The organism is Bacillus sp. ISL-41 (genome assembly GCF_018613235.1).
In the GTDB taxonomy this organism is placed as follows: domain Bacteria; phylum Bacillota; class Bacilli; order Bacillales; family Cytobacillaceae; genus Mesobacillus.
Genome location: NZ_JAGGQP010000012.1, coordinates 64,718 through 78,431 on the forward strand (window position 1 = coordinate 64,718; position 13,714 = coordinate 78,431).

The 13,714-nt window shown below is 35.1% G+C and carries 15 protein-coding genes; 5 read left to right on the forward strand and 10 right to left on the reverse strand.

Annotated elements, in window-relative coordinates; translation table 11 throughout:
• Window positions 1-784: 784 nt before the first annotated feature.
• Window positions 785-2,254, reverse strand: a complete 1,470-nt coding sequence (locus tag J7I80_RS05755) for an ATP-binding protein (protein ID WP_214736498.1) — start codon at window positions 2,252-2,254, stop codon at window positions 785-787.
• 350 nt (window positions 2,255-2,604) lie between these two features.
• Between J7I80_RS05755 and J7I80_RS05760 the strand changes: the two genes are divergently transcribed.
• The 3 genes from J7I80_RS05760 (at window position 2,605) to J7I80_RS05770 (ending at window position 6,401) form a co-directional block, all read left to right on the forward strand.
• Window positions 2,605-4,170, forward strand: a complete 1,566-nt coding sequence (locus J7I80_RS05760; protein ID WP_214736500.1) for a helix-turn-helix domain-containing protein — start codon at window positions 2,605-2,607, stop codon at window positions 4,168-4,170.
• A gap of 238 nt (window positions 4,171-4,408) precedes the next feature.
• Complete coding sequence (locus J7I80_RS05765; RefSeq protein ID WP_214736502.1) at window positions 4,409-4,933, forward strand: hypothetical protein; 525 nt, start codon at window positions 4,409-4,411, stop codon at window positions 4,931-4,933.
• Between the two features lie 119 nt (window positions 4,934-5,052).
• A protein-coding gene (locus J7I80_RS05770; RefSeq protein WP_214736504.1) for an IS3 family transposase occupies window positions 5,053-6,401 on the forward strand; the annotation gives its coding sequence in 2 pieces (ribosomal slippage) (window positions 5,053-5,497 and window positions 5,497-6,401; 1,350 coding nt in all).
• 84 nt (window positions 6,402-6,485) lie between these two features.
• Here the strand turns inward: J7I80_RS05770 and J7I80_RS05775 are convergent.
• From J7I80_RS05775 to J7I80_RS05795, 5 genes are all read right to left on the reverse strand, one after another.
• Window positions 6,486-7,391 carry a tyrosine-type recombinase/integrase gene (locus J7I80_RS05775; RefSeq protein ID WP_214736506.1) on the reverse strand — a complete coding sequence of 302 codons (906 nt, stop codon included), beginning with the start codon at window positions 7,389-7,391 and terminating at the stop codon, window positions 6,486-6,488.
• A gap of 162 nt (window positions 7,392-7,553) precedes the next feature.
• Window positions 7,554-8,315 (reverse strand): hypothetical protein, encoded by a 762-nt coding sequence (locus J7I80_RS05780; protein WP_214736508.1) that lies wholly within the window; start codon window positions 8,313-8,315, stop codon window positions 7,554-7,556.
• Window positions 8,316-8,332: 17 nt separating this feature from the next.
• Window positions 8,333-9,193: a tyrosine-type recombinase/integrase gene (locus tag J7I80_RS05785; RefSeq protein WP_214736510.1), complete on the reverse strand. Its 861-nt coding sequence runs from the start codon at window positions 9,191-9,193 to the stop codon at window positions 8,333-8,335.
• Window positions 9,194-9,207: 14 nt separating this feature from the next.
• The gene (locus J7I80_RS05790) at window positions 9,208-9,519 is read right to left on the reverse strand and encodes a DUF6075 family protein (RefSeq protein ID WP_214736512.1); all 312 of its coding nucleotides are present in this window, start codon (window positions 9,517-9,519) and stop codon (window positions 9,208-9,210) included.
• A 9-nt stretch (window positions 9,520-9,528) separates the two neighbouring features.
• Window positions 9,529-9,738, reverse strand: a complete 210-nt coding sequence (locus tag J7I80_RS05795) for a helix-turn-helix transcriptional regulator (protein WP_214736514.1) — start codon at window positions 9,736-9,738, stop codon at window positions 9,529-9,531.
• 116 nt (window positions 9,739-9,854) lie between these two features.
• Between J7I80_RS05795 and J7I80_RS05800 the strand changes: the two genes are divergently transcribed.
• Entirely contained in the window at window positions 9,855-10,223 is a 369-nt protein-coding gene (locus J7I80_RS05800) for a helix-turn-helix domain-containing protein (protein WP_214736516.1), read from the forward strand.
• A gap of 347 nt (window positions 10,224-10,570) precedes the next feature.
• Here J7I80_RS05800 and J7I80_RS05805 read toward each other — a convergent pair whose 3' ends face one another.
• From J7I80_RS05805 to J7I80_RS05820, 4 genes are all read right to left on the reverse strand, one after another.
• Complete coding sequence (locus J7I80_RS05805; protein WP_214736518.1) at window positions 10,571-10,933, reverse strand: P-loop NTPase family protein; 363 nt, start codon at window positions 10,931-10,933, stop codon at window positions 10,571-10,573.
• A gap of 63 nt (window positions 10,934-10,996) precedes the next feature.
• Window positions 10,997-11,287 carry a hypothetical protein gene (locus J7I80_RS05810; protein ID WP_214736519.1) on the reverse strand — a complete coding sequence of 97 codons (291 nt, stop codon included), beginning with the start codon at window positions 11,285-11,287 and terminating at the stop codon, window positions 10,997-10,999.
• A gap of 256 nt (window positions 11,288-11,543) precedes the next feature.
• Complete coding sequence (locus tag J7I80_RS05815) at window positions 11,544-11,852, reverse strand: hypothetical protein (protein ID WP_214736522.1); 309 nt, start codon at window positions 11,850-11,852, stop codon at window positions 11,544-11,546.
• A 4-nt stretch (window positions 11,853-11,856) separates the two neighbouring features.
• Entirely contained in the window at window positions 11,857-12,024 is a 168-nt protein-coding gene (locus tag J7I80_RS05820) for a hypothetical protein (RefSeq protein ID WP_214736524.1), read from the reverse strand.
• 458 nt (window positions 12,025-12,482) lie between these two features.
• Between J7I80_RS05820 and J7I80_RS05825 the strand changes: the two genes are divergently transcribed.
• Window positions 12,483-13,481, forward strand: coding sequence for a replication-relaxation family protein (locus J7I80_RS05825; RefSeq protein WP_214736526.1), 999 nt, complete (start codon window positions 12,483-12,485; stop codon window positions 13,479-13,481).
• The last annotated feature ends 233 nt before the right edge of the window (window positions 13,482-13,714 follow it).

The following is a 13,714-nucleotide window of genomic DNA, read 5'->3' on the forward strand; positions in this document are numbered from 1 at the left end:
AAGCTCATTCGACCTATGAAAATAATTATAATTGTAAGTAAGTAAAATAAAAGGTTGTTTTCCCTCTTTATTTGTAGACAAAAACTATTACTGTCCTTCACCTTTAAACCTTTTTTTAAAATAGGCCATTCAAAATGCATAATGTTTATCCCTACTCCACTTGATTTTAGTGTATGTATATCATGCCAGAACTAAGTTCCTGTTATACTGATGCAATTTATGTCAAACTACCGCTTCCTTGCGTCAAGTTGCACCCTATTCGCGTCAAGCTTCCACTAGTTCGCGTCATGTTGCATATTCTTCGCGTCAAGCTTATTCTATCCCACGCCATGCTCGTACAGGACTTGTCAGATGCTAAGCCCCTATATTACTGGTGCAGTTGGGTCAAGCTTTCACTAGTTCGCGTCATGTTACACCCTCTTCGCGTCAAGCTTATTCCATCCCACGTCATGCTCGTACAACTCCTGTAAGATGCTAAGCCCCTGTTCATAAATAATTCAGTTCGGGTCAAGCTTCCACTAGTTCGCGTCATGTTACACCCTCTTCGCGTCAAGCTTATTCCATCCCACGTCATGCTTGTACAGGTCCTGTCAGATGCTAATCCACTGTCCATAACTAATTCAGTTCGGGTCAAGCTTCCACTAATTCGCGTCAAGCTCCTACTAGTTCGCCTCATGCTAATCACTTTATATATGAATTAACTTAGCCCTCTCTTAATAACCATTACATACATACTCAAAAGAATTTTTAAAAAATAAAGAACCCTACAAATGATTGCAAGGTTCTAATCAGAGGATTCTTCTCCACTATTCAATATATAATGTAAATTTGGGTCCTTTTCAGATGAAGCTATTTTTTTTACGAACTTTTTTTCCTCTAATTTTTTAAGAATTTTACGTGCATATTGAGGGCTTTTTCCTAACGCCTCAGCAAGTTGTTTGGTTTTTAATTTATCTTTTCCATAAGCGATTTCCAAAGCTGTTTTTTCATCATCCGTTAAAGTTTTCCAACTTCTATTGATGATTGAAGAAATTCTCTCTTCTCTTCGCTGCCTTCTCATTATTATGTTGTTTTTTAATGTAAGAATCACTGAAGAATTTGTTTCCTTATAAATTGGCGGATCTAGGAAAAATTGCTCCATGTCACTATAAATCCTCTTTACACCTTCATTTAATTCTCGTACCCAGCCAAGTTCAGATAAAGCACGAGCAATCTTTGGGTTTCTTGAATATCTTGTGTATTTAATGTTTTCAACACTTACTATGTTCGGAAGTTGACCGGGACTGTGGATTTCTAACCTGTCGTCAAACATAAATACTTTAATATCATCACCATGAATGTTGTAGGCTCGATGTGTAATAGCATTAATAACACCTTCTTGCCATGCAAATGGAGGATATTCTGGGACAGTAATAAATTTACCTACATTTTTATCTAATGCAGTAAACTCCCTCAATTGTGTATCAATAAATTCCTTTGATTCATCAATTAATTTAGGAATAGGTGCTTCAAACAATTTTTGTTTTGAAATATTCATTGATGTGCCTACTTCAGCCTTTATTCCGTCATAACGGAAAAACCTTAATTTTGCACTTGGAACATATGCAGTTGGATACTTTGCAAACATTAGGACCCCAGCAACTGTTAACTTTAGTTCTCCATTTATATTACGTAAAAATCCTCTTGCTAGAAGAAGTTCCTCAATTGACCCTTTAAAATCAAGGGTGTCTTTATAATTCTCTAATACTTCCTTATCAAGATTATCTAAAGCACAGTTTTCAATAATCTGATCTTCATACAGACGACTACCTTTGTCATATTCTAAATCTACCCTTTGGTCAAAACTAAGTTTTTTGGTTTCGTCTCCGACCCTTAGAAAAACCTCATCTGCTTCAGTTTTATGAACTGTATCTATGCTTGGTTCTATATGTATTAATATTATTTCATCTCTTTTCCCATTATCTTTTATAACTTCAATTTTTTCATGTTTAAAGTTTACAGAAGGAAAACACTTTTCAAACCCACATTGAATAAGATCATTTACTTTTGTATTCCCCTGTGAAAGCACCCCTTGAATCTTTCTATCATCAATACCTACTGCGATTAATCCCCCATCTGCATTAGCAAAACCTACAATTGCTTCTGCAAGCTTTGGTATTTTTATACTTGCGGACTTTCTATCATAAAACTGGTTTTCGTTTGTTTCTAATAAAAACTCTAATGTTAATTTTGAATCATATTTCGAAAATCCCATGCTCTTTACCTCCTTCCTTCTTGAATAAGTTTTTATCTTAAAACGCATATTTTGCCTCATTATTTATAATTATATATTAAGCATTACCCTTTCATTATCCTTCATTAAAACAAAAACAGTCAAAAAAGGGCAGAAAACTACATTTTTTCCTCAATGGTACTAATGCTCTCCTGATGTATGTTTTTTATTACCTCTTTATAATTCCTATTATCTCTTACGTGATAGTAATTAAGCTACCAATTCACCGGTATTCTGATCGTTTCAAGTTAAAAATTCGAATCCTATATACATATCCTACATATCACTACACAAAATACACCTAAATATTTTGGAAAGTAGTGTTAATGTAGATGCTTAATATTAATTACTCTTCTTTAGAAAAATATTACATTTACCCTCAACATATTAACAAATATGGATTCAAAACGCATTTACACGATATAGATCACATTGTTAAAACAAATCCCGATCAGTTTTCCTTATCACTGACAAAAAAATATCTTTATTTTATTATGCCCATTTGTGGTCATCCTGAGAAAATCAGCTTATATGAGCTAAAAAAGAGAATCAAAAACAATCAAGATGAAAAGCTTTGTTGCCGGATTTGCAGACTGCTAATTGATTCAAAAACCAACTATTCTGCCTTAGCAACACTATATTCAGTTAATAATAGTAAGCCACTCAGCCAGATAAAATCCCGTAAAAATTCAATTACTTTTATATGTCCGATTTGTTATCAAGAAACAACATATAGTGAGTTCCGTTGGGTATTAAATGGATTAAGGGAAGGAAAATCCTTTAAGGAATTTTGTAAAAGAAAATGCTTTTCAATAGGAGAAAAACACCCGAAAATCGTTGATTTGTGGGACGAAGAAAAAAATAAGGTCAGTATATTTAAAATACCCGCCAATGATGAAAACTTATATCATCGTAAGTGGTATTTCAAGTGTTCAGTATGTCAAAAAACGACTGAATCCCCTACAACTGTTAATAACATTGTTAAAAACTCATCTAAGTGTTTAAAGCATAAAATTTCCAAAAGCAGCTCTTTCCCTGAACAATCGATTTTTTTGTCTTTTACCCGATGTCTATCAAAATTCTCTTATATTGAGGTTACCAATAAATATAAGTATTACCGTAACCATGAATTTGATATTTTTATACAGCTAAGGATTAATAATAATATTTATCTTTTCGCAATTGAATACGATGGTCCTCAACATATAAACAGAATACTAAACGACATAGATAAAAATACATATGCCGCCAACAATAATATTTATATAGTGCGAGTTAGAGATGCAAAATTAGCAAATATAACCTTAGAGAATTTCAACAATATTATTCAACGTAATAGTAATGACAAGGGTGAACTTAACGAGGTAATTCCTAAATTATTGGACAAATTTATTGAATGGTTGTCGTCATTAAGTATTGAGGTTAAGGCGTTTAATAAAGTTAAAAAATTAATTGAACAGGAAATGAAAAATGTAGATGTATTAAAAGATGAAAATATTATCTTTGAACAATCCAGTGATTCTTTTAAGAAATTACTTAAAGACGATCCCAAATTAAATATTATATTCAATCAACTTAGACAGGATATAAGGGCTGAATTGGCTGATGTTATTACAACTACCGAACAGGATATTAAAAGAACATTTGTTTGTCGAGACTGTGGGAATCAGTGGGATCAATATGTTTTCGTTGTAGTAAAAAATTTTCTTAATTCTAAGAATGGAGCTACTGGATGCCCCTTTTGCGCTAATAAAAGCGAATGGCAGCTCAGTGAATTAAAAAGAAAGGCATTATTATTAAAAGACGAAGGATTCACACAAAAGGCCATAGGAGCAATGCTCGGAAGAAGTCAATCGACTATTTCTAGTTGGCTAAGTAATAATGAGAAAATTTCTTAATAAATGGTATTTTTAAAAAATGGGGGATAGTATCGTTCAGTACTAGATACTATCCCCCATAGAACCTTATTCCTAAACCTACCCATCTTTTGGTCGATAGATATAATATACACTTATTGGTAAAATTACAAAAATAGCTGAATAACCTTATATCTATCCTATTCGATTATCAAACAATAGTGGATTTGAAAGGAATAGAAGATTAAAAGTGCAAAACAGCGAATACAGGGGGATTACAATGGGTTTTTTAAGTAGATTTACTACCATATTATTCGGATCCAAAGAAGACGAAATTGTTAGAGCCAAAAAAGAGGTTGCTTATGCCACAACTAAGCAGCTATATCCAAAGGAAGCAAAGGCTGTTGAGGACTTAGTTAAGGGACAATATGAAAAAGCACTTGAACAAATATTATATACGATTGGTAACGCAATCCGGCACCATGCCAGACTTTCTAATGCTGAACATATTAAAAACAGTGCTTTTATGGAAAGATTTATAGAGGATTATGGTTTTCAATATTTCATAAATGGAGTTTCGCTAGGTCACCAAACACAAGCAGGAACAGCTGATGTTAAATTCCAAAAGGAAATCAGTTTATTAATGGAGGAATTACATAAACGTATGATGGAGGATGCCTTAAAGTCCTTTTCCTCTCAAAAAATAGCTGATTGTTTTTCCGCAGGTGCAAAAACTGCAGCAGACTCCGGTTTTCAAACTGGTGTTTATACATATAATAATGGATATGTATTAGCTGAAAAGTAAAACAAAGGATTACTTATGAAATTTACAACCTTAATTTGTAAATGCACTAAAAAGACACCGCCACTGAACTGCACCGAAATTGTTAGACACAAAACTAACAATGGAGGTGCAGTTTTTATATGGCCAAATTTACGTTTGAGGATAAATTATGGGCAGTAAAGGAATATGAAAAGGGAATATTATCATTTCGGGATATCGGGAAACAGCTGGATACTGGTCATAAACCAATTCAGAAGTGGTTCAAATTATATCAGTCACATGGAGAAGATTCTTTAAGAAAAAGTTATACAAACTATTCGGCTGCGTATAAAATGGAGGTACTCAAATATATGGACGACCATTGGATATCTCTAAATGAGGCTGCAGCGAAGTTTAAAATACTCGATCCCTCCACCATCCTTGTCTGGAGGAAAGCCTTTGAAACAGGAGGAATGGACGCCCTATTACCAAAGAAAAAGGGGCGACCTGCCATGGCTAAAGAGAGAAAAAAGAATAAGTTGACCGATCAAACGAATGAATCGCTTATCCAAGAAGTTGAACGTTTACGGATGGAGAATGCTTATTTAAAAAAGTTGAATGCCTTGGTTCGGGAACAGGAAAAATTACCACGAAACTCAAAGCGCAAGTAATTTTTGAACTAAGGAATGAATATAAAGTCGCTGATTTAATTAAAGTTGCAGGCATTCCAAGAAGCACTTACTATTACTGGACTAAGCACAAAGACCGCCCAGATAAATACGCAAAGGCAAAAGAAGCAATAATAGAAATTTTTCATCAACATAAGGGCCGTTATGGCCACCGGAATATAAAAAAGGTGTTGGAGAAAAGAGGCTTTGTTCTTGACCCTAAGACTGTCCTCAAGCTAATGAATCAGATAGGAATCAAGTGCCAGGTTCGTATGAAGAAATATAAATCCTATCGAGGAAGTACAGGAAAAGTTGCCCCCAACGTTATTAATCGAAATTTCAAAGCTGACAAACCAAATGAGAAGTGGGTAACGGACGTAACCGAATTTAGTCTTTTCGGACAGAAACTCTATCTATCTCCTATTCTTGATTTGTACAACAGTGAGGTGATCACTTATACAGTTCAATCTCGTCCCTCTTTTAATTTAGTAGGTGACATGCTTGAACAGGCTTTGGAAGTTTTAAAACCAGAGGATGAGTTAATCCTCCACTCAGACCAGGGATGGCATTACCAGATGAGTAAGTACCAGAAGACGCTTAAGGAGAAAAACATTATACAAAGCATGTCCCGAAAGGGAAACTGTCTCGATAATGCAGTTATTGAGAACTTCTTTGGCATACTTAAGACAGAACTCCTATATCTACAGGAATTTGAAAGTATAAATCACTTCATAGAAGAACTACACGATTATATTTTTTACTACAATAATATTCGCATGAAGGAAAAATTAAATGACCTGAGTCCAGTAGAATACCGAACTCAGGTTCAACAAGTCGCATAATAAAGTTGTCTAACATTTTTGGTTCACTTCACAACGTTGGTGTCTTTATTTGATTGAATAGTATTTCTCCGAAATCTCACTTTTCTACATCTTCCTCAACGCTTCAACCTGTTCCTCCTGTGAAGATTCCACGTATATGGCTGTCGTCTGAATACTTTCGTGTCGGGCCAGTCGCCTAATAATCTCAATAGGTGTTCCAGCATTAGCCAAGTTCTTGCAAAAGCTATGGCGAAATCGGTGGGGAGTAATGTTTTCCATGTGGGCCAACTGAGCGTATTTTACCAGCATCTTTTGTATACCCCTCTCAGATAAAAATGGGGATCGTTCTGAAACAAATAGTTGAGAGGAATCTTTATGTACTTTCTTTTCTAGGCTTTTCCGATATTTTAACCATTTACGCAAATTGCGCGTATGTTTCTGGACAAGCAATACGGCCGCATACTTATTTCCTTTCCCTTCACGTATGATGACTTTAAAGTCTCTTTCTTTGGCTTGTATGTCGTTCACTTCCAATGAAGTAACTTCATGAACCCGAAGTCCTGAATACAGCAATAAATCAATAATTGCCAGATTGCGTAGCCGTTTAAACTCATTGCGCTCCAACTCTACATAGCTAAAAAAGCGGTTCTGTTCTTCTTTAGTTAGCCATTTTGTTTGTTCGGTACTGCTGTAAAAATCCACTTTTTCGATTTTAATCCGCGTCATCGGGTTATCTTTTATAGTGCCTTCAGCTAATAAAAAAGCAAAGAAAACCTTTAAGGCAGCAATATATTTATTGATTGTAGCGGGCTTTCGTTTACACTGATGTTTTAAATAACTTGAATATTCCTTAATGTCAATTGGACGAGTTTCTTCTATTGTATATTCTCCATCCCGCTGCTGTTTCCACTCTAAAAAATGGGCAGTTGTCGTTCGATAAGACGTAATGGTTTTATGGTCCTTTGCTTCCTCATATAAATAATGGACAAAGGGATTGAGATAGTCCTGCATAGCGGCCTCCTATATATAAAATAATTATGCGAACAATCCGTAATAGGCGATTAAATAATTCTACGACCAATAATAAAGCTATTTTAAACTGACTTATCATAGAATGGTTATTCTACGACCAATTTTTCTATGTAATCTAGAAGGGAGCATTCCCTTCTAAAGTTATCTACTCAATAAAGTATCAACTTCATGTTTGTATCCATACTTCCGGAAGAAATCAATTATAGCTGTTTCGAGAATCTGACGTTGAGTAATATTTTTTTCATAACTGAAGTCTTCCAATAGTTGATGCAATAAATGACTCAATTGTACCGATTTTGTTTTGGCAATTCCAGAAACTAAATAACGTGGTACTTGATCAACAATTGGATCTTCTGCTACTCCTATCTTTTCATATAGCGTTTTCACTAGAACAAGTAATTCATCGTCTTTCTTTAGTAACGGTCTGGCTTTCGTACTTTCATTATTTGCACCTTCATTAGATGATGAAGGCTTAGTTGGAAATTCCTCTATATTTTCAATTCCTGTTTTACGAACGTAATTACCTAAATCTTGATGCCATTCGTAACCTCTGTTTGTCATATACTCGGCTAATTCTCTATGATCTGCAAATCCGTATTCTTGTGCAATTGTTTTGGCATCACTGTTATCCTTAAACGCTTGGATGATTCGAGATGCTTTCCCTTTATGAATATCGTCTTGTTTTATTTCGCTCTTTTTAATACGTGTTGTTACTGGCTTATAATTCTTCTCTTCCGAATCCCACGTGAAATTCCGTCTACGCATATACATATCAAGGGATCGGTAGTCTCGGTGTTTATATTTTACTGCTAATTCGTCTCTTGTGATTCCGTCTGATAAACTTCTAATAATTTCATTGACTCGTTCATCATAAATTGGCATGTTTTCTGTTGCTGTACTCATGATTTTTCTTGTCCTCCTTATAATTTGTTAACTGCCTCTTGTAATTCGTTTTCATTTAACTGTAGGTATACAGTCGTTGTTTTGATAGATGCGTGGCCTAGTAATTTTGAGATGGCAAAAACATTTACACCTTTACGTAATAGGTTTGTCGCAAAGCTTCTACGTAGGGCGTGGCATGTGACGTTTTTGTCCCATCCTAATTCTTTCACTGCGCGGTGCAGCTCGTTATTGATATAGATGGCTGATAATTTTCCGGTTTTCTTCGTTGCCAGTAAATAGGGTGAATCATTTGACTCGCGAATTTCTGCAATATACTCTTCCAAGTATGGTTTGAACGATTGGGCAATGGGGATATAGCGTTGTTTTTTTCCTTTCCCATTTGCTAATAAACGATTTTGTTCGAAATCAATATCTGACAATATTAAAGTTCGTGCTTCCTTTACTCGCAATCCTGTAAAACTTAACAGCGCGACTGCGAAACGGATGATTGGATGTTCAATAGCGGATAACAGCTCTTCAATTTCTTCCTGAGTGAGTGCTACCTTCTTTTCATCCATCACTTTCACTGGATCAACCTCTGTTGCAGCGTTAAATTCAACCCAACGTTTTTTCACCGCATAATTTAAAAATGAGCGGAGGCTGAATAAATAACGATTTCTGCTTCGAGGGGCAAGTTCGCGTTCATCGAGCAAATAGTACATATACTCTTCTACATCGTCTGCCGTAACGTCCTCCACATAAATCGCTGTATTGTACACATCTGTCATATAGTGATTAAACAAACGTAAATCTTTTAAATAGCCTTTAATTGTTTCTTCGCTCATACCGTGCGTAATCATATATTTGTTAAATAGTTTTTGTCCTTCTGTAAAAAGCATAGGTGTACTCCTTTCTATATTACTTTGAATCGAATTTTTATCGCTTCCATGACGAGACATTTATTTTGTTGATCTAAATAATCAATATCGTTTAAATCTAGCTTATTTGGGATACCATATAGGTGAAATGCTAGCTTTAAAATGAATTTTTCGCTGGATGACCACTGTTTGGAAGCCTTTTTTAGTTTTTCCACTTCGAGAATGTGTTCCTTTAAATTTATATATTCATCTGTTAAATAATTTTGTAGTTTGCTATGATTAGAAAAGATGTATAAAAGAGAATCGAGATACGGATCGTTCATTGGTACGGTTTGATGCATCGTCATTGTTCCCCCTTATTGAATAATGAACAAGTCTTCAAATGTTAGTTCTAACTGTTCTGCAATCCGCTTAGCAACAATTGGACTTGGATTCTTTTTATTGTTAATAATCTGGTTGAAATAGTTTTCGCTCATTCCAACTGATTTTGAAAAGTTTCGTTGTGAAAACCCTTTTTGAATTAGGATCATGCGTAGTTGTATTGGATCTTTGACGACAACTTTCATTCTTTTGTCAGCTCCTTTTATAACAATAGTTATTTTTATTTAACTTTTGTAATTATTATATCTACCTTTGTTTGCTTATGCAATCAATAGTTCAATTCGAAATAGTTGGTGATTATATGGAATCAAAAGAATTTGGTGAATATCTTCGTTCCTTGCGTAAGCGTAAAGGACTCACCATTAATCAATTAGAAGAACTTTCTGGTATTAGTAATGCGTATATTTCACAGATTGAGACTGGGAAAAGACGCACCCCTTCGCCAGAGATTCTTCAAAAGCTTAGTAGCCATTTAGGTGTTTCTCATGAACATCTCATGCAAAAAGCGGGTTATATGCAAAATACTGTTGAACATCACTCTCCTTATGATTTGCTGCAAATTTTGCAACAGGATGAGGTGTACTTCAGTGGCATCAAGCTTTCGCCACAGCACTGTAAGCTATTGCGAGAAATACTTAAAGAATTTGTTAAAACTTCAAAGGATACATAAAAAGGGAAAACCACCAACAGAGGATCAGCATACCTAGTCAAAGGTGCTGCTACTCTTACTATTGGGGTTTTCCCTTGTATCGTTATATGAAATTTCTCAAGAATGCCTGTACACACAATACTTTAACAGCAACCAGTTCTCTTTTTAAGAGCATTGAACACTTTTTTCTCAAAAATTTTTTATGGTCAATTGCTTGTGTTTTGCTGTTGTTATTAAAACGATACCATCACATTTTTATATTTTAAGAGGTTTGGCAAACTTTTTTTTGAAAAGATTTTTACGTTCCTTTTCATTTGCTTCTCTTAATAAACACAACTTTATCACAACCTATTTTCTATTCGAATAGGTTATTCAAAAAACATTTCGGCAATTTGATCGTTTTCCTTTTTGGAGAGTAGTCTTCGAACGCTTTCTTCAGGCATTGATACAGGAAATGTCATTTTTTCGATTCGACTTTCGATTCTCCCGGCTGGATATTTTGTACTTAATTGAGCAGTGGGAATGTTAGATGTGATAATCGTTAGCCGCTTGTAATTCATTCGTTCTTCAAGTATTTCTATTAAAATTTCCTCTGACCACTCTGTCGCTTTTTCAACACCAAAATCATCAAGGACTAGTACTTCTGCTTCTTTAAAGGAGGCCAGTAAGTCGTAAGTTGTCGTCTTAGCGGTTGGATGGAATGTTTTCTTAATTTCACTTAACAGATTCACTGATGAAATATAGAGCGGCTGGATATTGTACTTTTGAATGAGTGCATTCGTAATACTAATAGCCTAATGGGTTTTTCCAGAGCCTTTCACATTACTATAAAAATATAAGCCTTTTCCCAGCTCTTGCAAGTCATGGTATTTTCCCACGAAACAAACCGCTACTTTTTTCGCATACTTTGCCTTATCGACATTGATCTCATCCGTATAAACGGTAGGATTGAATTCTTTCACTGTCGCCTTTGCATAGTCATCAGGGATTCGAGCCGATTGAATTTTACGCATGAGCTGTCTTTGTTCCAAACAAGGACAGATGATGCCAACTGTTGAATGGTCCTCCTTTACCACAACAATCAATCAGCTGCCGTCACACTCTTGAAAAGACATTTATCAGAAGTCGCAGTCAGTCTCCCAGTCGGTATTTTAATCACTACTCGTTTCAATTTTCTCGGCTGCATCATGTTCGCCTCTGTGCTTTTACTTCCTTGTTAAAATTTATTAACTATTGTTATATTAAGTATAAACGATTACACACTTTTTGCAAATGAGAGTTTGAAAATTAAAAAATCCCCAACTGTTAAGCTAGTAAACTAAAAACAGTTGGGGACTCGGCTTATTCATTTGCTGTTGATGATAATTTTACCTTTTCAATGATTGGTTCATACTTCTCTACAAATTCAAGAAGGGCAAGAGAATGTAATAGATGAATCGGTAATTTAGTTTCTGATGCAATCTGCTTGAAATTTGCATCAATCTTTTTGTCTGTCTTATAAGCACGTGTGACAGATTCGCTTTTTGGCATTTGCATAATGGCAGTAAAGAGATCCACACCTTGCTTGTTCACAGTAGCCACCTTTACTGTCTCCCTTTTCTTTTCTAGTCTACTCACTCTTCCTTTTCTCGTAATATCAATGTCAGTCACCTTTTTATTCGGATCCCCCTACATAATCCCAAATTCCGCTTGCATCCTGTCGGTAATCAAAATCTGCAAGTCGATTTTCTAATGTCCTTTTTGCTAATCCATACTGTATGCTAAGCTCCCTCACATCTATCTTCTCCGTGTTTAATTTTTCAACTAATTCTTCTGGTGTCATCTTGACTGCTCCTTCTTTTTATTTTTGTTTATCTAGCATTTGAAATAGTATAGCTTCGGTTTTATTCGGTTTTAATAGGTAAACTAAAAAAATAGTTTGATTACTTTGTGTGTTTACCTTGATAAACCCAGCTACAATTCTCTAACTATCTAAGTAAAAAATCTTATTCCCACAATGACGGTTCGTACTCATCAGCACCGATACAAAACCAACTTTCCCTCTCATCTAGAAACCTCGTAATTAGCAGATACAATGATTTATGGAACACCTAAGTAATGAACTTCATACGGCACAAATGGAGGCTTTTAACCTGATTACTTCGGAAAGTGGATTACTTGCAGGTACGGCAACGATTCACTCCGCTTTTTATAAGCCGACTATATAAGCGAATGAAGCCTCTGAAAAGGTGTTCAATTTCAAAGACCATTTTTACCACCACAATTAAAGGAGAAATCAAGATGACAGATAAAATCATATTAAAAAAAGGAAATCGTCAACGGTTAGAACTGGCTTCCAATGACCTTCAAATATTAGTCTTTTTAGAGCAACAAAGAATGCTGACGGTTCAACAGCTTTATCAAGTGGCGACAATTCTGTTTAAGCAGGAGATGCAAGAATACAGTTTTAAGAACCGCTTGCGAAAATGGGAAGAGTATAAATTAATTCGAAGTGATTTTTATAGCAATGGCTTTGAAGGAGAACGGTTTAAATATGTGTATATCGGAAGCAAGGGAATTGATTTACTTATCGAACAAAAGATGCTTGATCCATCTTACGCTAAGCAGAAAATTTATAAATTCAATCAGAAGAAAAATGTGATTCACTATCTAGCGACACAGCAGGCTACATTGAATATTTTATTTTCGTTAAATAGAAAGATGATGACTTCCCTTGATGGAAAAGTGAAAAAATATGGAATGATATATAATGAGAACCTTTTCTCCCATTCTCCTGCTGCTTTTCCCTATGAAGAATGGATACCCGACACGCGAAATCTCCATCATCAAAATCAAGGTGCTTATCATTCCAAAATCGCCAAATATATGAGTCAAAGCAACTCCAGCAGTCAGCAATCTGGTAAAACCATGACGATTGTGAAGCCAGATTGGATCATCCGTCTAAAACCTAGCACAGAAAAGGAAATCTTTATTAATATCGAGTTAGACACGGGTACTGAACAGATTGACACAATAGTCGAAAAGGTATTTAAATATGCCTTATTAGCGAAAAACAATCCATCTGAGCATCATTTTATGTGCATCATTATCGCAGACGATTCCTTCTCTAGTCGTTCACGATTTGGGGATGGCATCAAGAGATCAAAGAATATTGTCAAACGAATACTAACAGATGACCTCGTAAAGAAACGAATCAAAGAGACAAAACTCATTCCACTCGTCAAACCATTAAAGTATGCAGATCGTAATCTCGTGCAGCTATTGAGAAAATATTCATAGATTGAAAGTTTCATTCAGTAAACCTTTTCTTACCACAGTAGTCATTCCATGTGTGAATGGCTTACTTACATATCGTCAAGGTAAACAATGTTCGTAACGAAGATTAGATACCATTTACAATCCTTTACTATCAATACCCAATACATTTTTGGCACAAGAATTTTTCCTATGGTAACGAATGTTAGACACTATAAAAAATGACCCTTACCGTTTATAGCAAAGGTCATCATGCA

Bases quoted from the DNA above. Each gene is read 5' to 3' on its own strand.
- J7I80_RS05755 (WP_214736498.1), bottom strand. From the start codon at position 2,254: ATGGGATTTTCGAAATATGATTCAAAATTAACATTAGAGTTTTTATTA.
- J7I80_RS05760 (WP_214736500.1), top strand. From the start codon at position 2,605: ATGCTTAATATTAATTACTCTTCTTTAGAAAAATATTACATTTACCCT.
- J7I80_RS05765 (WP_214736502.1), top strand. From the start codon at position 4,409: ATGGGTTTTTTAAGTAGATTTACTACCATATTATTCGGATCCAAAGAA.
- J7I80_RS05775 (WP_214736506.1), bottom strand. From the start codon at position 7,391: ATGCAGGACTATCTCAATCCCTTTGTCCATTATTTATATGAGGAAGCA.
- J7I80_RS05780 (WP_214736508.1), bottom strand. From the start codon at position 8,315: ATGAGTACAGCAACAGAAAACATGCCAATTTATGATGAACGAGTCAAT.
- J7I80_RS05785 (WP_214736510.1), bottom strand. From the start codon at position 9,193: ATGCTTTTTACAGAAGGACAAAAACTATTTAACAAATATATGATTACG.
- J7I80_RS05790 (WP_214736512.1), bottom strand. From the start codon at position 9,519: ATGACGATGCATCAAACCGTACCAATGAACGATCCGTATCTCGATTCT.
- J7I80_RS05795 (WP_214736514.1), bottom strand. From the start codon at position 9,738: ATGAAAGTTGTCGTCAAAGATCCAATACAACTACGCATGATCCTAATT.
- J7I80_RS05800 (WP_214736516.1), top strand. From the start codon at position 9,855: ATGGAATCAAAAGAATTTGGTGAATATCTTCGTTCCTTGCGTAAGCGT.
- J7I80_RS05820 (WP_214736524.1), bottom strand. From the start codon at position 12,024: ATGACACCAGAAGAATTAGTTGAAAAATTAAACACGGAGAAGATAGAT.
- J7I80_RS05825 (WP_214736526.1), top strand. From the start codon at position 12,483: ATGACAGATAAAATCATATTAAAAAAAGGAAATCGTCAACGGTTAGAA.